Here is a 23560-nt window from a genome sequence, read left to right as displayed (position 1 = left end):
CATGATTCTCTTTCAATTTGAACGGCGATTTGGATCAACCATCACGCACTGGTCTCGTCCGACATCATGAACCCATTCGCCTTTTGGATTGATCCAGTGAAGATTGTGCAGGTTAATGCGAGGTAGGTTTTAGTAATGCCGTCTATCGGGTCAAATGACGCTTCTAAGCCGCACCAGGAAAAGCCAATAGGTAGGCATATGTCGCCTCGATTCCGGCAGGAGAAGTCCGCGAATGTCCCCAAGACGACTGAGAAAGGGACGATCGCAACATGGTTTATCCATTCCTATATATGGCTCGATCTTGTCCGTCCGAGCTTTGTCTGGCATTTCCCGAAACTTCTTTCCACTGTGCTCTTCGTTAGTTGGTTGCTCCAACCCGATAAGCGCATGCCGAGACAGCTTCTTTTGATGTTGTGTTTTCTCGCTGTCATGGTCCTTGATGTCCCGATAGCTCAAAACACCTTTGCGACTGTATGGACGAGTTATGGAATGGCGGTTCTCTTTTTGGGGCTGTGTTTGCCGCTTGTGCAGTTCATCAATTCAATCGCCAGATTTCAAGCCATAATGCATTCATTGATGGGGATCTTTGTCGTGATCGGAGTATGGGCCTCGTTTCACAGAGGCTATGGGCCTGCAGCCGCAGACGGTGGTCAGGATGAAAATTATGTCACGGCTTGCATGGTCATGGGGCTTCCTTTTTTCTTGTACTCGTATCTTGCGGCAGAAACTCGTCGAAAAAAGATTCTCTATCTCGCTCCGATTCCTATTTTGTTGCTTGCGGTTGTCGTAGCAGAAAATCCGTCTCGGGGGGGCTTTATCGGTTTCATATGCGTCATCGGTTACATGGTGTTTTATTCCAGGCGCCGCATCGCCGCTCTGATCAGCATTGGCGTGTTGGCGGTGGTGGTCGGGGTAATGGCCGGCGCCACGTATTGGCAGGAAATAGGAACGATTACAGATACGGAAACAGGAACAGCTGACCATCGAAAAGACTTATGGCGTATTGCAACTTATATGTTCATGAGCTACCCATTGACGGGAGTGGGGCCTAATAACTTTCGTTGGAGGATTCAGGAATTTGAGACAAGTGAGATTATCCAGAAGTATGGACATTCGCTGGGTGGCAGTGCGTTTACCCATTCATTATATTTTGAGCTTCTGGCTGAACTCGGAATCGCCGGCGTTATTATCTTTGGGCTCCTCCTCGTGCAGAACTTCCGTGATCTTTCGCAAATTAAGGCAGGGGTTCGGACGATGCTGGATCGAGAATCTTCGGTCATACGTATGGGAGAGTTTCTCGATCCGCATCTTCCATCGCCAGCCATCCTGAAGCTTGTTCACTGTTATGCGCACGGATTGACTGCTTCCCTCATTGCATTTTTGGTCTGCAGCGCATTTATCAGCACTTTATATTACAGCTATTGGTGGCTGTACAGTGCGTTGATTGCTGGTTTTAGATTAGTGTTTGAGAGGATGGTTCAAATACCTACTCGTGAATTAAAATAATGCGGAAGCTCGGTTTTCTGGTAGTTCATCTTGAACCATTTGATGGTTGGCAATTCATCAGATGTGTGTCGCTCTCAGATTATCGTGGGACGATATAGCTGATCTGCGCTTTTGCTGATAGACGACTAGGGCGCCAGGCACAAAATAGACCGGTCACGTTCTTCGGCAGGCAAATGCTTTACGCGAGTTGCGTAGTAGAGAGGTAATGTGGGCTATCATAACGACGATCCTGATGGCCGAGTAGGTCGGTCACCATGGAGGGGAGGCTTGATTAATGGTCTCCTATTTTTGGCTTCCGTTTTGATAGCGATGTGCGCCGGGGAAGGAGTTGTCAGAATCATATACCCCCAGGAACTCGGCAATTGGACCTACACACGTGATGGATTAACGCTTCATCTTCCCAATATGACCCAGTGGTCTCATAGGTTCGGACATCTGATTACGACGAACTCAGTAGGAATGCGAGATCATGATCATAGTTTGGAAAAGTCTCCGGGGGTTTACCGCATTCTCCTTCTCGGGGATTCGTTCATGGAAGCGAATCAGGTCAAGTTTGAAGATGCCTTTGCGAGTTTGTTGGAGCGTCAGGTAGAGGGTGTGACGGGCCGCTCGATAGAGGTTATCAACGCAAGTGTGAGCGGTTGGGGTACCGATGATGAACTCATGTATCTTATGCGCGAAGGTCTACGATATCGCCCCGATCTTGTCCTCGTCGGCATGACGCTTCACAATGATGTCCAGGATAATCAAGACGAAGAGTTTCATGTGTTTACAGACGGCCGTCTTCAAGAAAAGCCTAGGTCGGAAATTTCTATAGGAGACTTTGCTTTTCTTCAAATGAAGGAGTTTTTGGCGTCGCATTCGCACCTCTATCAGGTTTTGCTTCGGGTGAAGCGGTTTTCCTGGGTTCAGCAAGAGGGCAATCGCTTGTCCTCTCACGTGGCTTCACTGATTAAGAGACAGTCCACGCCGGAAGTGGTGCAGGCGTGGGATATGACACAACACTTATTCAGGAAGATGAAGGTAGAGAGCCTGAAGCAAGGGGCGAACGTAGCGGTGTTTTTAATCCCGCTCTGGATTCAAGTTTCTGAAGAGCGGCTTCAAGGTTTTCTCAGTGAGCACCAGTTATCAATTGAGCAGATTGCGATTGATCAGCCTCAATCGCGCATGAAAGCGATCGGTCAAGAGGAACAGATTGCGATTATTGATTTACTTCATGATTTTCAGCGTGCTGAAAAAGAAGATCCTCGAAAGTTATATCTTCTTGATGACGGGCATTGGACGGCCGAAGGACATCGGCTTGCAGCGAGTGTTGTAAAAGAACGGTTGAGCCATTTAGCAAGTTGCGGGAAAACACCTTCTGTCTCCTGCTAGCCGTCACGGATATCGAAGGTTCAGACGACGCTGAACAGCCATGCAGGAAGAGGACGAGACGTAATCACGGGGATCCCTGTAAGGTGCTTCTGCTGTTGGCGGCGGTCAAAGGCCACAAGAATCTGGCCGAGTTAGCCGATCAATTCCGTGCCCATTCCACGCCGATCACGGAATAGAAGCGGCCGTTGATGGCATGGGCCACGGACGAGTTTGGCGGAACGAAACTGCCGTTGGAGGCCCCGAAGCTCAAAACCATCCACGCGAAAATCTGGCAACTGGCGAAAGATGTTTTAGAAGGGTCGCTCATCAAGGCGGCGTGCTGAGTCCAAAGCGATGATCGACGGGCCCTCATCAGTTGCCTATCATCCGACAACTGCTTGGCGTGGCACGCTTGACGACGGACTACCAACCGATGCCGGTATCAGAGATGGCGCTCGCGTTGATGGGGCGGATTGACGAGCTGCAGCATTTGCCGGTGCCCGCAAATGCTGCGTGATCTCATCTCCATACCTGAGAGGGGCAGCATGGTCATGGCGAAATCGAAGGTGGAGCAAAGCGGCTTTTCTTGCGTAAGAAGGACCAATTTTCGCCGACGGCCATGTGAGATTGAAGAGTCGGTCCGACGGTGAGCGAGATGGTGGTCCGGCTCAAGACCGGCATGGACCTCAGCGGCACACTATCGATATAGGAGCTCGGCATAGCAACTATGGCTACTCAGTCATCTCTCGTTAATGGTAAATCGCTTTCATGGATGAAGGTCATTTCATTTTCTCTGCTTCCTGTCATGCTAATACTTATCCTTGCGGAAGGGGGACTTCGAGTATACGCCCTATATTTCAGGACTGTATACGAACAATACAATTCCGTAAAGGGCCGCCTGGAGCTCGTTCCAAATTATCAAGCCGTATTGCCGGATGGACGTATAGCTCGGGTCAACTCGAAAGGGTTTGTTGGTCCTGAGTTCGCTGACCCGAAGGCTCCCGGCGTTTTTAGAATATTTACGCTAGGCGATTCATGCACGTTTGGAGATTGGGATATCAGCTACGCCGCATATCTTGGGAAACGGCTCAATTCTACCAGTCAATCGTATGAAGTTATCAATGCAGGAATTGAAGGCTATAATTCGGAGTATGCGCTCGGCCGTTTGCGGGATGACATACTTAAATACCAGCCGGACCTGGTGACTATTTATATCGGTTGGAATGATTTGATGAAGACGAACCCTGAAAATATTTCTTCAAGCGGGCGGGTGACTTGGCTAGGCAGGGTTCTAAACCGCAGTTATCTCTATAAGGGTTTAAGTAAGGTCATGTTCTTTCATATTCGACCGTTACTTTCGGCTCCTGCCTTGAAAGGGGACACATCCGAGTACCATGTCTTTGATCAATTTATCCCGGCCACATATGAAGAAAATGTGTCAGCCATGATAGCTTTACTAAAAGAACGGAATGTGAGCGTACTGTTACTGACGAGGCCGACCGTTCTATTCCTGGATATGACGGCTGAAGATCTTCGCAAACAGCATGTGTTTTTTCCGTTTTTCCCAGAGGCCTATAGTGTACCGCGATTGCTCAGTCTTCATAACGCGTACAACAACTCGTTGCGTCGACTTGCGGCGCGGTTTGATCTTGCGCTGATAGATCTGGACGAAAATTTCAACCAGCGAGATAAGCGTCTCCTTTTTTGGGACACAATGCATCCCAGTAAGGCGGGACATGAGCTAATTGCCGGTATCCTCTCCCCCGCAGTTCAGACCATTGCGATGAATTTACAACGCATGGATTTCCCTCAGCGGTGAGCTTGATCTCTCTCGGAAAACAGTGACGATTCATAGCTAGGGATTCTCTTTTTCGGGGTTGCTTGCGGTCGGGCCACCCATTCTCCTCCGCTCATACACCTGCCTTCGCGTTCCCTGCCACCAGCCGCAGTTGCACCACAAACAGAGGTAGCGCACTGTGGCCCACCCGAAGATCCGTTTGATCATCAAGAACACGTGCTCGACTTTAGGCCCGGACCTTCGCCTTCGTGGGTTGCTGGCGCGCTCCACCTCGCTCAGGGGCCGATGGCGATGGGCCTTGGCCTGGATAAAAGGTCCGAGCGCTGGGAGCGTGTTGATGACGACGCGGCGGTCAGCCCCGTCGTCAGATTGTCAACATACACCAGTCGTTCCGCGAACAGATTGTCTCGCCAGCCTTTCCCGTCCATGCCGATCAAAGCCAGCTCTGGCCTCTAGGATTCTCAAGCCGCGCAGTTCGAAAATGGAGTGGCAGTATGAAGAGGCGCTGTCAGGAGATCATCGTTGGCTGTTTCACCGAATGGTAGGCGAGACAGTTAAGCATCCATCGATAGACCCACTCCTCGTGTATCCCCCGGTGAACGTCTTCATCGAGTCGTGTACCGAGCTAGGAAACAGGGGTTTGAGCGTACGCTATTCTTGCCGCAGAGACGCAGCCGGCATCGAAACTTGGTGCGTGGGTTACAATGAGCATCGATCGTAGCGTTCATTGAGCGATCGCGGGTCATCCGTGCAGCCGAAGAAGTCAACGGCTCTAGTCAAAAACTCTCTCAGTCGTAGTGGATCTTTGACGTTGCCGAAGCAGGCCTCTCAGCCTGTGAGTCGAGACCTGCTTCGGTGTGCTGCGGTAGTTCCTTATTGCCCCATTAACATACTTACTCTGAGATTTGCAGGTGGAGGAGGGGGCGTTATATTTCCTCCACCTCCGCCCCCTTCAATTTCCGTGGCTGCCCCAATGCGTTGTCCTGCATCAGTGGACCAGGCGGCGGCTAAGTAATGTGACACGGCGGAATAGCCGGGGCAGCTGCCGTTACGAAATCCGTTAACAGATATTTCATTAATGAGATTGCCTGGATGTAATGATGTGGCGTTGGCGGAGGTCCAGTTCGCTAACCCACCCTCTGACATCGCCGTTGGGATTGATGAGTCGATAATCTTTATTTCCGAGGTGTTATCCGTGACATTCTTGAGATATACCTCCCAGGTTGTCGCCGCCCCTGAGGGTGCCGCATTGTGAAGGATGATCTCGATGCGAAGCCATTTCCCGCGAATGCTCGATAAAGAAGGTCCAGACGCGCCTCCAGGCCCCTTAGAGCAACATTCGCTGTACTGGTTCCAGATTCCCCCGCTATTGGTCACTCCATAAAATGCCCAAGTACCTGCGGTTTCTGTGAAAATAGGCCCCATAGTGCCAGCACCTCTATACCCAAATTCGGCGAGCTTATTACTGTTAAGGCACGACCCACCAACCCAGGCATAATTCGTCGACCAGTATTTATAAAAACGTACAGCTACACGGGCCGTCGGTGTTCCTGGTGGCATCTTGCCGCCGATGAAGCCAAACCCCCGTCCCTCATTCGCAGCGAGCACATAGTTGTTAGTGTGACCTGATGGAAGTGCATTGATCGCTTCTCCACTACTGGGAGTGTTCATGCCTGCCGAAAAGGCGCCTCCACCAAGCTGCTCAAGCGGCCCTCCTGGGCTGACGCCCGATGAAAGGCATTCCTTGATTGTAGAATCAGCTGGGTTGTACCAGGATCCGCTGTTGACCGTATAGGAATTTGTGTTGAACGGCTCAGAGCAAATGCAGTTGGCGCCTAATTCGTTGCATCGCCTTTCTTCCGCGTTTACGTGTGCGTCCCAAGCAAGCGACAGAGTCGCCCATACTAGAAATTTGGTTACTCGATGAATTGCGAGATGGCGATTAGACATGAATTCTCCTCCTCGTGACCTTGCGTATTCAGCGCTTATGTCCTATTGAGCGATAACTTTTGACGTACGATTCTATTAATAAAGGCCGTCATGGTTCCAGTTCCAGTACAGTGTGAATGCAAGGTTCAGGCCATGTTTCTACTGGTTTAATTCAAGGATATTCATGTGGAGTCCATCTGCTTATGAAGGTAAATCCATCCATGTTAAGCCAGGGACCTATTCGCTCGTTAGGTACCTTCTCGAACAGAGTGTGCGACAGAATCTGTAGCACTATAGGGAGGGTTGGGTGTCGAAGCTGATCTATTTTCTTGATGATGGCCATGGGGTCCTAGACCGACACGGTTATCTAGCTTTGCAACCATCATTGCATTTTCGGATGTGCTGTAGAACTCGATGTAGACCTGGAAAAGGATGAAATGCGGATCAACGACCCAATGCGCGGTTCGAGCTGGACTAAGAAGCCGACGGGCCTCGGGGGGCTGGACGGCCTTGGGTGAGTCATCCGACCGGCGTAGTGTTGCGATGCAGGAACCACAAGATGATCAACATTCTCGATGACCAGCCCGCGAGTCCCAGGCTGTGGCGGACGAACTCCTCAAGGCGATGTCCGATTCCGAGATACAGGGCGAGTGAGCACAGCTGCGCGACGCATTACATGAAATGGGTGCGCGGGTTCTCTTCGTCGGAACCCCGCTCACTCGTGTCCGCACCCACATCAGGCCGACGCGTTTCTCCCAACTATTTGCCGTGCCACACGGACGGTCCATCAGAAGCGTGACTCCCTGTCGTCGTTTTCGAGGAAACGTCACTCGGATCAATAACTGAACGCTGCTGCGTAAGACATTTCAAATCCTGTTGTGTGTATTGGAGTGTAGGGTTTGCCCTCCCATATGGATTTCCTACAGTAGGACAACGTAGGAACTTTGTTAATCTTACAGTGAAAATGCAGGCACTTACATAAATTCACCGGTGAGAAGGTCGGTACGGTTATTGCTTGATTGAGATTCAGAAATAGATGTATCTCAAGATTATGAATACGTGGTGATGGAGAAAAACTGATTATGAGACCAACTGGAACCAAACACATCTGGGTACTTTCGCATTTTCTGGTAGGTATATTATTTGGAATGGTGTTTCCCCTCACTCCAGCGCATGTGTTGGCTCAAGTCGGGATTGCCAGTAAGTATATAGGCGATCAGGGGATCGCGAATGATCCCGATGTGATCTTCGCCGAGAATTTCGAGACAAACGTCTCGGTTTTCAGTACACGGTTTAACGGAGGAGGTCCATCTGGAATTTCCACATCCACAGACCATCCCTCTGTCAGCAGTGGAGGGCAATCAGTACGCCTGATCCCCAACGGGGGAAATGGAACGCTCTACCGACAGCTTCCTACGAACTACAACACCCTATACTTTCGCTATTATGTGAAATATCTCGGGAACGTCTCGCACCATGCCGGTGGATATATGGGCGGCTACTTTCCACCATCTGGTTGGCCTCAGGGCGATGCCGGGTTGAAGGGAGTGCGTCCGAACGGTGACAGGCTCTTTATCTCAGCCTTGGAGCAGCAGGGTTCACCCAATGGCGGTCAGCCCGCAACCAGGCTTGATACCTATAACAATTTCGTGGGAATGCAAGGTTCAGCCTTTAATGGTCTGTATTATGGCCGCAATTACATTGTTACCGAGAATGTGCCCCTCAGCGTCGGGCAGTGGCAGTGCGTAGAGATGCGAGTGAAGATGAATACCACAGCAACTGGGCGCGACGGTGAACTGCAAATCTGGATCAACGGCACTCAGGTTCAAAACTTTGTTCCTGGCTCGCCAATCGGGACTTATGATGCGGGTGGTGCATGGAGGACTGGCGCAGGAAGTGGATTTCCTGGTCTCCAGTGGCGCGACGTCCTGACATATGGAATCAATTGGATCAAGTTGCAAAACTATAGTGACGTGGGGACGCCATACGATGTCTTGTTCGATGATCTCGTCGTGGCAACCAAACCTATAGGACCGATCAGGGCCGCGGGTGATACAGTTCCTCCTTCTGCACCCACCAATCTGCGTGTCATGTAGTTCGTGCGTTCTCTCAATCCGGTTGATTCCACAGTGTACAACTGGTTATGGGTTGTGAGCGGATGCTGGGTGCTGAGTCAGCCCTCAGACTCAATCGGCTGGTGATGTTCTGAGATTCCGAGGCCCACTGTGATCGCACCGGCCAAGACTATTGCAAGTTTTCCTACACCAAGCGGAAGTGATTCTGTCACGAGGTAGAATGGTGCGGTACCCAGCATTCCGGCCAGAATTGCCAGTATCATGGCGCTTCCCCTGGACGTCGGCCTCAAGATGCCGATGGCCGCGATTGCGCAAAGGCCGCCGAACAGGGCGGAAGCGATTGGCACCCCTGTATCGCACAGCACAGGGATGAGACAGCCCGCCGCCGCGAGATTGGATCGACCCCGTGCTTGCCCATCCACGTAGACTCGCGAAACTGCTCCATCGAACGTCGCGACCACGAGAATGGGGATCTGAGCCACAAGAACAGGCAACGTTTCAACATGCGGGTGCATACCATTGGGTCCCGTGATGAATGTCCGCACTCTGAAGACCAGTCGAGCATCTTCCTGCCCCAGATCAAAATTCCGATTGAATTGATCGGCGGAAAAACTCATCAACCGAGCCGGACCGTGTTGGTGGGCATTCGCAGTCATGACTTTTGCAATGAGGGTGAACCCGTTGCGGGTGGTTGCCGAATGAAAAAATCGACGGGAGACATCAGGCGAAAGCCGCTTGGCTTCACCTCCGTCCAGCGTGATAGGCTCCGGTAGGATGTATGCCCCGCGAGCGAGCAGGGCGCTTCGAACCAATGGGGCAGAAACGTCTCTCAGGTCGTAAACTTCCGCATCTGATAATGGCGCGGGCACGAGAGCGAGTTCCAATATGGTGCCACGCCAGGGGCGATCCGAAGTTCGCTCGTTGCCAAGAAGCAGTTCGAAGTCGGGGTTCCAATTCGATAGGGTAGCGGGTTGAACAGGTACTATCCACAGGGCAAGCAGCATCACAACACCCAGGATGGCAAACGCGGCCAGTCGCTGGTTGATCGAGAATAAATCGGGTGTACGGCGTCTTGACTGCGCTAGTCGCTCAGCCAATAGAATGCCGCAGGCTGTCCCAAGTATGTTTGCCAAAACATCGAAGGCTGATCCAAACCGCTCGAAATGCCAGATCTGCAGAGTCTCAATGGCAGTCGAAAGCGTCGCCGCTCCCGCCAGGCCGACAAGCAAAGATCGCCTCCAGAGCGCCACTCCCAGCGGGGCGTAGAGCAGCACGTTATTCACAAAGTCCCCGATATCGAACTCATTAGACCACAGCACCGGCCCGCGGAACTCAATGGGTACTGCCGTGCAGAATATGATGGCGGCTAGGGCTAACGGCAACAACCGAAGTCCTCGATGCGTTGTCAATATGCCGCTTCTCCTCTTACCTTCTGTAGGCCAGGCTACAAAGACCGCATGAGCAGTGGAGTAATGGTTTTTATCACGCGCGACAGCGGCCGAAGGCGGCTGGGCGGTTCCATTTGTGTATCCGAGTCAGATGACGAATCGACAGCATACTTCTACGCTAGTAGGGCCAATCGCATAATACAATGCCTATTCTTTGTACTGGTAGCACCACTCAGGATGCGGCGGTGTTCGCTTACTATAGAACCGGCAGCGCAGAGACGCTCGCCCCGGACGGTGCACAGGTTTTACTTGCGCTGCTTTCTCCGTCTTGAAGGGTTTCGGGACTTCCTTCCTTATGGAAATCAAGAAGAAAGTGCACGGCTCGTCTCTTTCACAGTGTTGTTAGTTTTTGTTGTGACTCTTGGTAATCAACGATGTTTGATAAGAAGTGCGTGATGAAAAAAAGCAGAAGAGATCAGCGGTGGAATTATCTAGAGAGGTATAACCCGTCTTTGTCCACGAAGAGATAAGGTAGAAGGGCCATCCCCCATTGGAGGATGGCCCGTTGCGTTGGTAGAGATTCCGTGCAGCGCTCCACGCGACCTAACCGCGTGAGCTCGAATGCGGGAATGCTCTTTGGGTCATGGGATCGTCTTGCTGACCTCGTTGGAAGGGGGACTCTGCCCGGCACTGTTATACGCTGCGACGGCAAAATAGTACGTTCGCCCTCGGGTCAAACTGCTTACGGTGGCGGATGTGACGGTGCCCACCGTAATGGTTCTGGTATAGAGGCGAGGTGCCTCTCCGACGTACACCCTATAGCCGCTGATGGGGGTGCCGGTGACCGCGTTCCATGCGAGGGCTGCCGAAGAGGTTGTCCCGCCGCCGCCTCCACCACCACTCGGAGGCGAGATAATCAATGTCACAGGGACATAATACTTCGACCAGGTGCCAACAGTGAACGTGATGGTGGCTCTGTAGGTGCCTGCCGTTAACCCGCTGGTCTTGACAGCTACTGCAACATTCTTTGATGTGGTGAAGGATGTGCTGGTAGGAGAGACCGTAAGCCAAGATGCATTGTCTGAGGCAGTGAGACTAACCGAATAGGTACGGGTTCTGGAGAGGGTTAATGTTTGGTTCGGTGGGTTCGTTGCGCCTTGCACCGCATAATAGGTCAGTGCGGTCGGTCTAATGGTCGTTTGCGCCAAGCCGTCAGGAACGAGTCCCAGGCAGATGCACACCGTGATTCCGAGAACCTGCCAGAACAAGGAGGTTGCCGAAGCCTGATCCGCACGACGAGACCGTGCCGTGCGTGGAGTGGGTGTCTGAGAAAATCGTCTCATCAGCGTCTCTGCCTTTCTTCGGTGGTGGGCGTTGCCCCACGGAGTCTCCGATGCGTAGTCTTCACAAGCCTGCGAAACGAACCTCAGAAACCCGACGAGGCGTGTGGTGCTGCCGGTCAATGAACCAACCTCTTAGGATTGGGTCGGAGGCGTTACCGCCGGGATCTCATTTGAACAGAGGCTTTCCAATTCGTTGAATGCGCGGATCGCAAAAACGTATGGCGTGTTGGGTTCGAGTCCGACAACGGTGGCGGATGAAGCCTCAGCAGCGTGGCTTTCTCCGTAAGAACATAAGCTTGGCTTATCTGAAGTTAACTCTTCTGGTTGCGCTGACCCTTCTGACCAGTCCAACTCTTCCGAGCCTTGGCTTTCTGGTGAACGCTTCTCATAGAAAATTTGGTAGCCGGTTACTTTAATGTCAGGGGGCGGATCCCACGTCAACTTCGCGGTCACTCCCGTTGGTGTGGACGTCATGGAAATGACCGGGTCCTCTTCTCCAGCGGCATCGGAGTCAGAGGCCGGATCTGAGTCCAGTTCCGCTGTCGCATTCGTTGGCTTAGGAAGGCTAGAAATTGTCGGTCCCCCCGCTCCCTCACCTGAGCAACCAGCCAGTGGCATCAGGAAGAGAGTGAAAAACGCTAGATGGGTCATCGAGAAGATCGGTTTCCAAGTCAACATAGGAACACTCCTCAAAAGATGAATCGGCATGGAGCTGCTATGGAATTCAGGCTGTGTCCAATGGTGATCAATGTAAAGCCGGGGGAATCACCACAAGTATTGCCTTCTTTGGAGAAGAGAGATGAGCAAGAGTGATGCCGGGCGAGATATGCTCGAAGGGATTGATTTATAATTGCTTAGAGCTAGGTGGTTGAAACTTGAAGGTGTAGGGTGTGAAGGAGTCAGCCTTCGAAAAGCGAGATGGAACAGAAAAATAGCCAACTGATTAGGCTGGGTTGTTTTGCCCATCGTGCGGAGATGAAATGTCGTGCGTCCATGGAATCAGCCCTTGAGGTGGGTTGCGCCGGGAAGTGAATCGGGATTCGTTTCGTGAATGACTAAAGAAAGATGGTTGCTCGTGGGTGTGGCGCGACGCTCGATCTTGAGTGATCTGGTCTGTCTCCGCGGTACGCGTTGTCAGTGAGAGATTAAAAAACCCTACACATACAGTATCGTCTCCCGTAAGATTCATATGGTGGCGGCAGCAACGTTGTTTCACCACACAACAAGGTGGGAGATCAATCATGCCGGCTGTTCGGATCGTGACACATGAGGAGGTCGGTCCTGCACCGTCACAACCGTAAAAACCTCCGCTACGAGAGTCTGGGCCTATCTGGGAGTGACTCTGGTACTGCTTGTGGTGATTGGGACATGGCTTGTCTGGTTCTCGGCGTTTATCCAGAAGAGCCTTCAAGAAGACGATATTCGAGCCGCTTGCCGACGAGCGGTGCCGGACATGGCCGACCGATGCTTCGATACAGTGGTGATCCAGCGAGGAAGGGTGCGGCGGTGATCGGAATGCGTCGAGCGCGACCTTGGATGTGCTCAGCAGGGGTAATGCTGATTCTATTCACTGTGGGCGCTCCGAGCTGGGGACAAGATTCTGATGTTCAAGCACGGCCGCGAGTGGAACTGTCTCTGAGGTCATGGTTGTTCACTGCCGGCGAAACCCGATGGAGCCATGATGCATCCGGACTCAATCCCACGTTGGGCGATCCTACGTCTGAGCTGAAATACAAAGACACCGATACCCACCTTGTTGGGCTTGGAGCGAAAGCGCATCTGAATCGTCGATTGTTCTTGGAGGGAGAGTTTGGGTTGTCCGTCGATTTCGATCGCGGGACATTGATCGATGATGATTACTCGGCCGGGCAGCGATTGTTCTCCCGCACCAGCAGCGGCATCACCGGTAAAGGGACATGGTATTTCAATGGAAATGTCGGATATCGCGCAGCCGAGCTTCCCAATGAACGCGGTCATCTGGATGTGCTGGCGGGATTTCAGTATTGGAGAACGGCGTACGAGGCAACCGGGTTTAATCGAGTTGTTTGTGACTCGTCGGTCCTGAGTTGCATTCCACCGGCGTCTGCCTTTCCGGCGATCAAGAATACGGCACATTGGATTACGCCGCTCCAGATCGGCGGACAGCTCGAATATCGGATCGTGCGCCGGGTGAGCGCACATGTGAAGATGCTCTTCTCGCCGGCCAGTATCGTCTACAACGAGGATATCCATTTTCAACGGAGTGATTTAGAGCAGGATCCGAGCTTCTCGATGTGGGGTGTAGGAGTAAGTGCGACCGTCGAGCCGACCGTGAAAATCATGCTGACCCGTCATCTCGCGCTCGTAGGAGGGTATCGCGTCATGTGGAGTCGGGCATACTACGGGCGATGGGAAGTTCACGGTCTCGGCACCGGTTCAGAAACAGCTCCTCTCACTGAATTTCAAACCCTCCGTCACGGCGTGACCGTCGCGCTGAGTGCGTCATTTTAACTGCGTGGGATCAGAAGCAAGTTATCGTCTGTGCCGTCCGGATGGGAGGGTTTCGTCTTCATACTCAAGGAAGAGGCGCTTGGCTTCTGGATGGAGTTGATTGGGATGTCCGTAGGGGATCCCCGGCGTTCTAAACAGCGGCGTCAATTTCCCGTTCGGATGCAGATACCCGGCTCTGAGGGGCACGGTGCGTTTGCTGTGACGTACGAGCCGGCAGGCAGTGGATCGGATTGAGGTCAGCCAATCGGCGATGTCCTGGGGGTTTCCGATCGAGGCGGAGAGCAAGAGGAGTCGGGCCTGTGCGGGACAAAAGATGATGGTTTCTTCCCACACCACCCCTCGCTCGGGGTCGGCGAGGTATTGCGATTCGTCCAGAATCACCAGCCCCAGCGTATCCAGCCTGATATCGATTTCGCCGCTGGCGGCATCATAGAGCAGATTGCGCAAAATTTCCGTGGTCATGATGAGCAATGGGGCTTGCCCGTTTTCCTGACGATCGCCGGTCAGAATACCCACTGTGTCCGATCCGAAGATTTTCGAAAACTCAGTGTACTTGGTGTTGGACAAGGCCTTGAGCGGTGACGTGTAGATAACGGTGCGATTGTCCTCCATGGCCCGACGGGCTGCCTCAACGGCCACATACGTTTTGCCGCTTCCAGTTGGGACACTGATCACGACATCGGTCTCACTCACGGCGGATAAGGCCTCGGTTTGCCAAGGGTCCGGTACAAACGGCTGGGGAGAAGGGACGCCGATTCCTTCCAGCCAAGCTGAGAGAGAGACGGCGGATTCCAACGGCTCCGAGTCCGTTCCCCGCAGCGAGGCTTTCTTGGGAGGGGGGAGGGAAGGGCGAGGAGTCTGTGACGGTCTTGGTTCTGATCGAGATTGCCGTTCTTCGATCAACGTCTGCAGGTCGGATTCGAGGCCGGCAAGATTTTGACTTGAATGCTGAAGCAACAGCTCGATCAGTCGCCGCTTGCCGGCGCGAAACTGCCGATGGACGCGTCCCCGCGCCAGGCGATGCAACAACGCGACCGGTTGTTGGGCCAGTAATTGTTCCAGTTCGTCGGTGGTCATCTTGTTTCTGTGAAACGTATTTTGCTGCTAGGTTTCGAGTTCCAGGTTTCTCGTTTCAGGTTGGGAATGATCCTCTTATGCAACGTGAAACATGAAATTAGCCACCTGAAACTCCGGATCCCGAGATACGAACGACGAGCGACGCATTCATGGCAGTTCCTCCAATACTCCCCGGCGGATCAAGGTGATCGCCTGCGAAGCGGATCCGGCGAGGCCGGGATGAGTCGATTTTAAGGCCTGCACTTGTGACAGAAACTCCAAGGTCCTGGCCAGCAGTCGATAGATGTCGCCTTCCGCCATCGTGGTCAGTCGACAGAGCCCAATCCATGTGAGGGTGGGGTCGGCGACCCAGCGCTCAACCAAGGCGGCCACATCGGCGCGTAGGAGGGGAGGATCTTCATAGGGAGATAAACTCTCCGCCAACTTGCGAACCTGCCCGAGCAGGGAACTCAGCCCGGCACTGATGCGCGGAAATGCGCCGGGACGATCGTCGTCGTGGGCCAGACTGGCCAAGATGCCGGCGAGGAGAGACGGGTCTGCCCCCGTAAAAGCTTCCGCGCGGATCAGCTCGGTAATCAGCAACGAATGGTCGATCCGGATCAGCCGTGCCCATTCTCCTTCGCTCGTCAATTGGGTCGTCAGCGTGAGATACCCGAACTTTTGCAAGACGTCCACACGCTCTTGGAAGCGATGCCACAAACTGGCCCGCAGCGCTTGTATGGATTTCGTGTGGCGCTGTTGTTCCTGGCGTAGTCGCGACGCGGTCACGAAGTCTTTCTGGCAGGCCGGCCGCGAAGGGCATGTTGGGCAAGGGAAATCTCCCAACGATTGGACGATGGCGTCGGGCAGCGGCTCGCGACTGGTGGAGATCAGTATCGGAAGCACGGGCAAGCGTTGCGGAAGTTCTTCCAACTGATGACTGAGTCGATCGAACGTGTCGGTGGAACACCAAGGATAGGTCGGCGTCTCCGCGAAGTCGTACGTGCGGTCGTAGATCTCTTTCACGCTGGTGACCGGGCATTCGGTGACGGCCCCGTCCGGTCGTAAGATGGTGAGCATGGAAGTCTTTTGGCCTTTACTCCGGTATTGCCGCAGCACAATCCCACGGCCTCTGCTGAGCCCGACGACGCGCCCAGGGCTCAGGAACGGCAACCGAGCAGAAATCTCCGGCGATTCCGATCGATGCGTCTGATGTCGCGTGTGGCGGTGTCTCCGCGCATGGTCGAAGGTTTGCCATTGGGTGATCCAGTCCGTACAGACGCGAGGGCCGAACGGTTCCATTTGTGAATGGAGTGCGTCCAGTTTGTGTTCGAGCAGCTCAGCGCGCTGGTTGAGTTGGAACTGAGCGAAACTCTTGGCGAGGATGCCTTGAATCTGTTCGTGAGGATGGGCTTTCAAGAGGTTCAAGACCATCGGATAGCTGATGGTAAATTGGCTGTCGATGGCTTCCGGCTGTCCGGTCAACCCTTTGGTCAGGACCGTCAGATCGATATACGGAGACGGGGTCACGACCGCAAACCCGACGTGATCTTTCCCTCGGCGGCCAGCTCGTCCGGCGACCTGCTGGACTTCGCCGATGGTCAGGTCGGTGAAGTCGCGGGATTTGCGGATGCTGGATTGAGTGATCACGACCGTGCGGGCCGGAAAATCGACACCTGCCGCCAGGGTCGTCGTGGCGAAGACCGCATCGAGATGGCCCTGTCGCATCAGCTCCTCGATCGCTATTTTCCAAGAAGGCAGATGTCCGGCATGATGGGCGGCGACGCCGATCCGCTGCACGATGGGAATGAGGGGATGCTCGGTAATGCTCGGATACTGCGCGATGACCTGCTCGAGAGCCGCACCGATCGCGTCTTGCCGCGCCGGAGGCAGCACGAGATCGGCGTGATTGAACGCCTCCATCGCCTCGTCACAGGCTCGGCGTGAGGTGAGAAATACGATGGCTGGCGTGAGATGTCGTTGGCGGAGCGCCGCGATGAGATCAACCGGATGGATCGACGGCGGCATGCAGCTTCATTCCTTTTGAGATGACCACGAGGCCTGATTCAGTGACGGTAAATCGTTGCGCATCGGCCTCTCGATCGTACCCGATTTCCGTGTGCGGCGGGATCGTCACGTCCTTGTCGATGATGGCGCGTCTGATGCGGCTCTGCGCGCCGATCGTCACGTTCTCCATGAGAATGGATTCACGGACATCCGCGTGATCTTGTACGCGGACATTCGGGGACACGATCGAATTTTGGACCCGTCCACCCGACACGATGCAGCCGCCGCAGACGATCGAGTCAAGCGCGACCCCCATCCGGCCTCCCTGGAAATCCTGCGCGAAGACGAACTTGGCCGGTGGAAACTGCCCCTGATAGGTTCGGATCGGCCAGCCTGAGTCGTACAGATTGAATTGAGGATCGACGGCGACCAAATCCATGTTCGCTTCCCAGTATGCGTCGAGCGTTCCGATGTCGCGCCAGTACTTGACGGCTTTGTTGTTGGCATCTTGAAATTTGAAGGCATACACACGTCCTTGTTCGATCATTCTGGGAATGATGTTTTTCCCGAAGTCGTGCGCGCTGCCCTCTCGAGCGTCCGCAATCAGGTGTTCGCGGATGGCCTTGGTGCGGAACAGATAGATGCCCATCGACGCGAAGGCATGGGCGGGATCGTTGGGGAGCGGAATGGGATGCGCCGGTTTTTCATCGAAGCGCGTAATCCGGTAGTCCTTGTCGACGGCGATGACGCCGAAGCGAGTCGCCTCCTGGACGGGAATGTCGATGGCCCCGACGACCGCATCCGCGCTCTTGGCGATGAGCCAGTGGTACATCTCCGCATAGTTCATTTTGTAGACGTGATCGCCGGCGAGGATCAGCAGGAACTCCGGGTGTTCCCCGTCGATCAAGAACATATTCTGGTACACGGCATCGGCGGTGCCACGGTACCAATCTTCGCTGATACGCTGTTGAGGAGGGATCGAGGCGATATATTCGCCAAGTTCCGCGTTGAGAATATTCCAGCCGGTCCTGATATGGCGATCGAGCGAGTGTGATTTGTATTGAATGAGAACCGCGATCTTGCGGAGCCCGGAATTCAGGCAATTGCTCAACGTGAAATCGATGATGCGATACTTGCCGCCGAAAGGAACCGCCGGCTTCGCGCGTTGGTCCGTCAACGGAAAGAGTCGCTCCCCTTTGCCGCCGGCCAAGATCATCGTGAAAATGTTCTTCATCGGCTGAATTCTACCAGGACCACCATGAAATAGAAAGGAAGTGGAATCGTTGACTTCCCGTTCCATGCGGATAATACTAGCGATCGGAACACCGAAGTGAGCAGCTCGGGATCGGTTGATGATGAACAAAGGAGTGAGCATGAAGCGAGATGTCGTTGTCGCGGCTCTCCCACGAGTCGATTCCAGGCGTGTGACGAAGCTGACGGAGAGACCCGCGGATCCGGCACGCAATATGGCCTGGCGTCTGGAAAAGCTGGAGGAGCAGATCCAGAAGCTGTCCGAACTCGTTCGGGATCATGCCGAGGATATGGATCGGTTGGTTCGGATTGTCGCAGAGAACCAGGATGTCGTCCGCCGACAGTTGCTTCGGAAGCACCATGAGAAGGTTCGGGTAAGAAAGCACCTCCGGGAAGCCAATTCAGGGTTGGACTAAGGCCGACGACCGGTGGGTCGTGTGCGCCCATCGCCACAGTCGATGTGCCGGATGCGCACTCGTGTCAATATATAACCTCCCGAACGTGTCATCGATCATGAACCGGAAGAACAGGAGCATACGCGCCGTGATCACCTCTCTAGGCATTGCCGCGGGTATTTTTGCCGGCCTCGCGCAAGTACAGACGCTGTATGCGGTGTCCGATCAGCCCGCGCGGGCATGGTCGGTCCAAATTCCCTATGAAGCGCCACCGAAGAATCAAGATGTGCCGGACGTCTCGGTTCCCCCCAATAAGGACCCGCTCACCCCTGAAGAGGTCAAGCGCGCGGAAGCCTTGTTGCCGTTGCTGGAAGGCAAGCAGGAATTCTGGGCGATGGGAGAATTCGTGCATTTGGGAGAGCCGGCCGTTCCCGCCCTTGTTCAGGCCTTGACCATGCCGAGCCCGCGGATTCGGTACAACGCGATCGAAACCTTGTTGATGATGAAGGGAGTCGCCGGCGTGCCCGCCCTGCTCTCCACCGCAAAGGAGTCCGGCGAAATCCCTCGGGTGCGGGAACATGCCCTGCGCGTTGCCGTTCGCCTGGATTCGACGAAAGCGCCCGAGGCGATCGATGTCATGGCAAAGGACTCCAATCCATCCGTCAGAAAAGCGGCGGCGTTCGAAGCGCGGTATGTCCGGCAGAAGGCCGTGATCTCCGCCTTGATCCCGATGGTGAGCGACGACGAGCGTTTTGTAGCGCTGTCGGCATTGCAATCACTGTGGATTCTGACTCGTCATGAGACCGAGTTTCATGATTGGGACACCTCGACCAAGCAGGATCGTGCCGCATGGTCGAGTGAATGGACCGAGTGGTGGGACGCCAACAAGGAGACCTTTGAGATTCCCGAACCGCGGCGGCCGAAGCGGAGCTCTTAACCCGCACGATTCATGAACACTTCCGCCGAGGAGGTTGCGAGCCGAGAGATTCCTATGCTACGAATATAGCGATATGAAGCTCAAGAGCGGAACGATGCTCAAGATCGCCAAGCTAGGCAATCCTATTCTTCGCAAAGTTGCTGCGCCAATCGATCCGCGCGAGATTAAATCGTCCGAGATGCAGCGGTTGATCGACGATATGTTTGAAACGATGTACGACGAACCGGGCATCGGGTTGGCTGCCCCTCAAGTCTCACGCTCGATTCAACTGGTGGTGATGGGCTGCAAAGGTGAGGGTGGGTTCCCGGAAACGGTCCTCATCAACCCTTCGATCGTGTATTACGGGCCTGAACAAGTGGACAACTGGGAAGGCTGTCTGAGTGTTGATGGACTACGGGGCAAAGTGACCCGACCCTCATTAGTGCGGGTTAAGGGACTGGACCGGAAAGGGAAAGCTCTGGATTTCGAGGCGACGGACCTCTATGCGGTCTGTATTCAGCACGAACTCGATCACTTGATCGGCAAAGTTTTTCTGGATCGCATGACCGATATGTCCACCCTCACGCAACTGGACGAATTTTCGCAGTATTGGCAGAAAGAGCCCACGAACGTAATTTGATGCCTGCCTTGTTGAGCCGCTCGTGAAGTCCCTTCTTCGCGTCCTCCTGTACCTTCGGCCTCACCGCGCTCTCGCGATCGCCACACTCCTCTGCGCCGCGTGCGCGACGGCGATGGAGTTGGTGCCTCCCTGGGTCATCAAAATCATCATCGACGACGTGATCCAGGCGAAGCAGGCCTCATTGCTGCCATGGGTCATCGGTCTGCTGGTGGGCGCCCATGTGCTCAAGAATGTGTTTGCCTCGCTCAGGATCCGGCTGAATAATCAGCTGGAGCAGACGGTAGTCCACGATCTTCGCCGGCATATCTTCTCCGCCCTCCAACGTCTATCCATCACCTATTTTGAGAATCGTTCGACAGGAGAGATCATGTCCCGGGTGACCAACGACACGGAGCACGTCGAGCGGATCTTCATTGACGGGCTTGAAGGGATGCTCACGGCGTCGCTGACGCTCATCGGGATCACGGGACTCTTGTTCATGCTCAATTGGAAGCTGGCGGCGCTCTCGCTTTTGCCGATTCCATTGCTGGCCTTGTCCGCGAGTTGGTTTACGTCGAAGGTCCACGGGTATTATCGGGAGACCCGTCAGAGCGCCGCCGAACTGAACGGCTATCTGCAAGATGCCTTGTCCGGTATCAGGGAGACTATGGGGTTCAGCCGCCAGGGGCATGAACAAGCCCGCTTCGATCGGCTGAGCCAGACCTATAGTGAGAAGAACCTCAAGGCGATGGTCTTGTGGTCGGTCTATTCGCCGGGAATGATTTTGGTTGCCGCCTTCGGGACCGTCTTAGTCCTCTGGCACGGGGCGGGGGAGGTCATGGAGGGGCGTCTCACCCTGGGCGAGTTGGTCTTGTTCCTTTCCTACCTGGCGATGTTTTACGTGCCCATCAATCAGATTCATTCGGTCAATCATATGTTGCAGCATGCGTTGGCGGCGAGCGAGCGGGTCTTTGAGGTGCTGGATACGATTCCAGACGTCGCCGATCGTCCCGGAGTGGTTGCTCCTGCCCATCGTGCCCACGGAGCCGTTCGATTCGACCAGGTCCGGTTCCACTATCGATCTGACGTGCCCGTCCTGAGAGGGGTTTCAGCGGCCGTGCCGCCAGGAGAGCGCGTGGCGCTGGTCGGGATGAGCGGGGCAGGGAAGAGCACCCTCCTCAAGCTGTTGATGCGGTTTTACGACGTCACCGACGGAGCGATCGTGATCGATGGGAAGGATATCCGTGATCTGCCGATTGCCTACTTACGGCAGCAGATCGGGTTCGTGCAACAGGAGCCGTTCTTGTTCAACGGGACGGTTCGAGACAACCTTCTCTACGGCGATTTGCATGCGGACCAGGCTCGGTTGGAAGCCGCGGCCCGCGCCGCGCGCGCCCATGAGTTTATCGCGGCGTTACCCGAAGGGTATGACACCTGGATCGGCGAACGGGGCGTCAAACTGTCGGTCGGTCAAAAACAGCGGGTTTCGATTGCGCGGGTGTTGTTGAAAGATCCCCCCATCGTCATTTTCGACGAGGCCACGTCGAATATTGATACGGAAACCGAGGTCAAAATCCGGGAGGCCTTGAACGAACTGACGACAGGGCGAACCACGTTCATCATTGCCCACCGATTATCCACGCTTCACGATGTGGACCGGATCGTCGTGCTCGATGACGGTCGACTCGTGGAGGACGGCCGGCATGATGAGCTGCTGAGCCGAGGGGGAGTGTACGCAGGTCTCTATGAAGCTCAATTTCAGGTGTAGTAGGATGAGGGCCTATTGCGAGACAAGGCTGTCGCATTCGTCATCGCTTTGGGTTGCGGCTACAGAGTTGAGGCCGGTATACTTCCCCACGATCAAATATTAGAGAGGTAATGTATCGGTGGTGCTGATCTACGAGAGTGACCCCATGGACGATGAAAATTCAAGGGGCAGCTTTTACCATGTCTGCAGGGGGCGCATCGACCGCACACCGTTGAACCTTCCGGAACCTGATCGTCCGTATGAGTGCCAGCAATGCGGAATCGATCTTGAAGCCGAAGACTTTTTCGTTGCCCTTCAGAAAGGATCGGTATAGGCCACATGGCTACGAGTGCAGGACGAAAAACTGTAGGGGTGTCGCGCGGCCTGATGATGCTCTGCGAAGTCTGCTATGCCCAGGTCATTGCCGACAAGCTAACCGACGAGAAGAATTTTGTGGCAGACTCGGAGACGCTCTTCGATACCATCTGTTGCGGTTGCACCGACATCAATCGTCCCCTCATCGACGACATGGCGGGGAGCGGGGAATAGTGGTGAAGCGCCGTTTGTGAAGCCCGCTTCGACTCAGCCCGCATCGTGCGAGGCGAGCGTGAAGCGATAAAATAGCGAGCGGGCGCTCAGCGCATGTTGTGATCGGGTATTGTCCTGAAATTTGGCTATTTCAAAGATGCTGACAGGCTCTATGTCGAATTACTGAGTAGCTGCAGCGCGGCGTAGTCGCGGTTTGTCCGGTCGTTATTTGCACTCCTTCCCGTTGAAGTACATACAGGCTGATTCTCCTGATTTCACTTTCCAGGTTTTGATCAACGGACGTTTGTCCTCGCCACGCATCTCGACGACGAAATCCACAAGGCCGGAAAGGGGAAGTTTCTCGATATGGGGCTTGGCAGCCTCCGGCACTTCAATATAGAACACGCTGGCACTCGTCGAGATGAGGATCTGATTTTGTTCCTTATCGATGTAAATCACCGGGCTGTAAAAGCTGCGGTCTTCGGCACACGCTGAAATCGGAATGACCGTACGCAATAGAAGGAGAAGAAGAAGGGGAAGACCATATGGGAATAGTCGTCGTCGCATGTTCGGACGCAACGCTCCTCGTAGGGGTCGCAAGGGAACATTAGTATATTTCGGCGATGATGTGAACTGCAAAAATCAGTTTAGCGAATGAGAACGTCTGCGGGCGTGACCCGGCCGGATTTGATCCAATAGGTCTTCACGTCCGGTTCCGAATGCATGAGCGAGACCAGGAGATAGGCGGGAAGGGGCAGGTTGATCTTGGGCCAGATCTCTTCGTAGTCGGTGGCGATTTTGATGTCGGTGACGGAGGGACGGGCCGGGTCGTGTGGATGCGAGTGGTAGACGACTTGAAGATCGAGTCCATTGTTGCGCATGTCTTTCTTGGCGGTGGAGAAGTCCTGCATGTCCATCACGAAGGCGATTTCAGCCCGTTCCGCGGGCGAGAGCCGCTCGAGATGCGCGGCTTTTGCCGAGTCGAAGGACGACAGGTTGTGCGCCCCCTCCATCGCGACGATGTTCTTGATACGATAGATGCGGCTGACCACACCATCGGTTCCCGCTAGAAGCCCGCAACACTCGTATGGCGCGAGCTCCTTCGCATGGGCGATAATGTCGTCGAGGATGGGTTGTGGAATGACTAAGTCAGCCACGA

20 protein-coding genes are annotated in these 23560 nt (G+C 54.3%); 11 read left to right on the top strand and 9 right to left on the bottom strand.

What is annotated here, in order from left to right; all coding sequences use genetic code 11:
* The first annotated feature begins 198 nt into the window (after positions 1-198).
* The 4 genes from COMA2_RS01170 to COMA2_RS01160 all read left to right on the top strand — a co-directional run bounded on the left by COMA2_RS01170 (position 199) and on the right by COMA2_RS01160 (position 4678).
* Positions 199-1506, top strand: a complete 1308-nt coding sequence (locus tag COMA2_RS01170) for an O-antigen ligase family protein (RefSeq protein WP_175304314.1) — start codon at positions 199-201, stop codon at positions 1504-1506.
* Positions 1507-2037: 531 nt separating this feature from the next.
* Positions 2038-2880, top strand: coding sequence for an alginate O-acetyltransferase AlgX-related protein (locus tag COMA2_RS01165; protein ID WP_175304313.1), 843 nt, complete (start codon positions 2038-2040; stop codon positions 2878-2880).
* 188 nt (positions 2881-3068) lie between these two features.
* Complete coding sequence (locus COMA2_RS20865) at positions 3069-3203, top strand: hypothetical protein (RefSeq protein ID WP_281176417.1); 135 nt, start codon at positions 3069-3071, stop codon at positions 3201-3203.
* Between the two features lie 383 nt (positions 3204-3586).
* On the top strand, positions 3587-4678 hold the full coding sequence (locus tag COMA2_RS01160; protein WP_090893897.1) for an SGNH/GDSL hydrolase family protein: 1092 nt from the start codon (positions 3587-3589) through the stop codon (positions 4676-4678).
* Between the two features lie 852 nt (positions 4679-5530).
* Here COMA2_RS01160 and COMA2_RS19655 read toward each other — a convergent pair.
* Entirely contained in the window at positions 5531-6607 is a 1077-nt protein-coding gene (locus tag COMA2_RS19655) for a hypothetical protein (RefSeq protein WP_139076945.1), read from the bottom strand.
* A 1061-nt stretch (positions 6608-7668) separates the two neighbouring features.
* On the opposite strand from COMA2_RS19655, the gene COMA2_RS01155 reads away from it, so the two are divergent.
* Positions 7669-8682 (top strand): hypothetical protein, encoded by a 1014-nt coding sequence (locus COMA2_RS01155; RefSeq protein WP_090893896.1) that lies wholly within the window; start codon positions 7669-7671, stop codon positions 8680-8682.
* Positions 8683-8759: 77 nt separating this feature from the next.
* Here COMA2_RS01155 and COMA2_RS01150 read toward each other — a convergent pair whose 3' ends face one another.
* From COMA2_RS01150 to COMA2_RS01140, 3 genes are all read right to left on the bottom strand, one after another.
* Entirely contained in the window at positions 8760-10070 is a 1311-nt protein-coding gene (locus COMA2_RS01150; RefSeq protein ID WP_175304312.1) for a VanZ family protein, read from the bottom strand.
* A 620-nt stretch (positions 10071-10690) separates the two neighbouring features.
* Positions 10691-11392: a fibronectin type III domain-containing protein gene (locus tag COMA2_RS01145; protein ID WP_090893894.1), complete on the bottom strand. Its 702-nt coding sequence runs from the start codon at positions 11390-11392 to the stop codon at positions 10691-10693.
* Positions 11393-11524: 132 nt separating this feature from the next.
* Positions 11525-12070, bottom strand: coding sequence for a fibronectin type III domain-containing protein (locus COMA2_RS01140; RefSeq protein WP_175304311.1), 546 nt, complete (start codon positions 12068-12070; stop codon positions 11525-11527).
* 969 nt (positions 12071-13039) lie between these two features.
* Between COMA2_RS01140 and COMA2_RS01135 the strand changes: the two genes are divergently transcribed.
* A complete protein-coding gene (locus COMA2_RS01135) occupies positions 13040-13882 on the top strand; it encodes a hypothetical protein (protein ID WP_139076943.1) in 843 nt (280 codons plus the stop codon).
* A 21-nt stretch (positions 13883-13903) separates the two neighbouring features.
* Here COMA2_RS01135 and COMA2_RS01130 read toward each other — a convergent pair whose 3' ends face one another.
* The 3 genes from COMA2_RS01130 to glgC all read right to left on the bottom strand — a co-directional run bounded on the left by COMA2_RS01130 (position 13904) and on the right by glgC (position 18179).
* Positions 13904-14959, bottom strand: coding sequence for a DEAD/DEAH box helicase (locus COMA2_RS01130; RefSeq protein WP_090893891.1), 1056 nt, complete (start codon positions 14957-14959; stop codon positions 13904-13906).
* Positions 14960-15106: 147 nt separating this feature from the next.
* A complete protein-coding gene (locus tag COMA2_RS01125) occupies positions 15107-16966 on the bottom strand; it encodes a helicase-related protein (RefSeq protein WP_090893890.1) in 1860 nt (619 codons plus the stop codon).
* Positions 16941-18179 (bottom strand): glucose-1-phosphate adenylyltransferase, encoded by a 1239-nt coding sequence (glgC, locus tag COMA2_RS01120; protein ID WP_090894203.1) that lies wholly within the window; start codon positions 18177-18179, stop codon positions 16941-16943. The genes COMA2_RS01125 and glgC overlap by 26 nt, the downstream gene beginning before the upstream one ends.
* 139 nt (positions 18180-18318) lie before the next feature.
* Here glgC and COMA2_RS01115 point away from each other — a divergent pair, with 139 nt between their 5' ends.
* From COMA2_RS01115 to COMA2_RS01095, 5 genes are all read left to right on the top strand, one after another.
* Complete coding sequence (locus COMA2_RS01115; protein WP_090893889.1) at positions 18319-18612, top strand: hypothetical protein; 294 nt, start codon at positions 18319-18321, stop codon at positions 18610-18612.
* Positions 18613-18739: 127 nt separating this feature from the next.
* Complete coding sequence (locus tag COMA2_RS01110; RefSeq protein ID WP_175304310.1) at positions 18740-19528, top strand: HEAT repeat domain-containing protein; 789 nt, start codon at positions 18740-18742, stop codon at positions 19526-19528.
* A 73-nt stretch (positions 19529-19601) separates the two neighbouring features.
* A complete protein-coding gene (gene def / locus COMA2_RS01105) occupies positions 19602-20147 on the top strand; it encodes a peptide deformylase (protein WP_245630797.1) in 546 nt (181 codons plus the stop codon).
* 22 nt (positions 20148-20169) lie between these two features.
* Positions 20170-21894: an ABC transporter ATP-binding protein gene (locus COMA2_RS01100; protein ID WP_090893888.1), complete on the top strand. Its 1725-nt coding sequence runs from the start codon at positions 20170-20172 to the stop codon at positions 21892-21894.
* Between the two features lie 318 nt (positions 21895-22212).
* Positions 22213-22422 (top strand): hypothetical protein, encoded by a 210-nt coding sequence (locus COMA2_RS01095; RefSeq protein WP_090893887.1) that lies wholly within the window; start codon positions 22213-22215, stop codon positions 22420-22422.
* Positions 22423-22626: 204 nt separating this feature from the next.
* On the opposite strand, the gene COMA2_RS01090 is transcribed toward COMA2_RS01095, so the two are convergent.
* Together COMA2_RS01090 and COMA2_RS01085 are read right to left on the bottom strand one after the other, a co-directional pair.
* Positions 22627-22968 carry a hypothetical protein gene (locus COMA2_RS01090; RefSeq protein ID WP_090893886.1) on the bottom strand — a complete coding sequence of 114 codons (342 nt, stop codon included), beginning with the start codon at positions 22966-22968 and terminating at the stop codon, positions 22627-22629.
* Between the two features lie 80 nt (positions 22969-23048).
* Positions 23049-23558 (bottom strand): M67 family metallopeptidase, encoded by a 510-nt coding sequence (locus COMA2_RS01085; RefSeq protein WP_175304309.1) that lies wholly within the window; start codon positions 23556-23558, stop codon positions 23049-23051.
* Between the last annotated feature and the right edge of the window lie 2 nt (positions 23559-23560).

It is taken from the genome of Candidatus Nitrospira nitrificans, from assembly GCF_001458775.1.
Classification (GTDB): domain Bacteria; phylum Nitrospirota; class Nitrospiria; order Nitrospirales; family Nitrospiraceae; genus Nitrospira_D; species Nitrospira_D nitrificans.
This window is presented reverse-complemented; position numbering and strand designations above follow the sequence as displayed.

Coding starts and splice junctions, on each gene's coding strand:
- COMA2_RS01170 (WP_175304314.1), top strand. CDS start 199: ATGTCGCCTCGATTCCGGCAGGAGAAGTCCGCGAATGTCCCCAAGACG.
- COMA2_RS01165 (WP_175304313.1), top strand. CDS start 2,038: ATGGAAGCGAATCAGGTCAAGTTTGAAGATGCCTTTGCGAGTTTGTTG.
- COMA2_RS20865 (WP_281176417.1), top strand. CDS start 3,069: ATGGCATGGGCCACGGACGAGTTTGGCGGAACGAAACTGCCGTTGGAG.
- COMA2_RS01160 (WP_090893897.1), top strand. CDS start 3,587: ATGGCTACTCAGTCATCTCTCGTTAATGGTAAATCGCTTTCATGGATG.
- COMA2_RS19655 (WP_139076945.1), bottom strand. CDS start 6,607: ATGTCTAATCGCCATCTCGCAATTCATCGAGTAACCAAATTTCTAGTA.
- COMA2_RS01155 (WP_090893896.1), top strand. CDS start 7,669: ATGAGACCAACTGGAACCAAACACATCTGGGTACTTTCGCATTTTCTG.
- COMA2_RS01145 (WP_090893894.1), bottom strand. CDS start 11,392: ATGAGACGATTTTCTCAGACACCCACTCCACGCACGGCACGGTCTCGT.
- COMA2_RS01140 (WP_175304311.1), bottom strand. CDS start 12,070: ATGTTGACTTGGAAACCGATCTTCTCGATGACCCATCTAGCGTTTTTC.
- COMA2_RS01130 (WP_090893891.1), bottom strand. CDS start 14,959: ATGACCACCGACGAACTGGAACAATTACTGGCCCAACAACCGGTCGCG.
- COMA2_RS01125 (WP_090893890.1), bottom strand. CDS start 16,966: ATGCCGCCGTCGATCCATCCGGTTGATCTCATCGCGGCGCTCCGCCAA.
- glgC (WP_090894203.1), bottom strand. CDS start 18,179: ATGAAGAACATTTTCACGATGATCTTGGCCGGCGGCAAAGGGGAGCGA.
- COMA2_RS01115 (WP_090893889.1), top strand. CDS start 18,319: ATGAAGCGAGATGTCGTTGTCGCGGCTCTCCCACGAGTCGATTCCAGG.
- def (WP_245630797.1), top strand. CDS start 19,602: ATGAAGCTCAAGAGCGGAACGATGCTCAAGATCGCCAAGCTAGGCAAT.
- COMA2_RS01095 (WP_090893887.1), top strand. CDS start 22,213: ATGGCTACGAGTGCAGGACGAAAAACTGTAGGGGTGTCGCGCGGCCTG.
- COMA2_RS01090 (WP_090893886.1), bottom strand. CDS start 22,968: ATGCGACGACGACTATTCCCATATGGTCTTCCCCTTCTTCTTCTCCTT.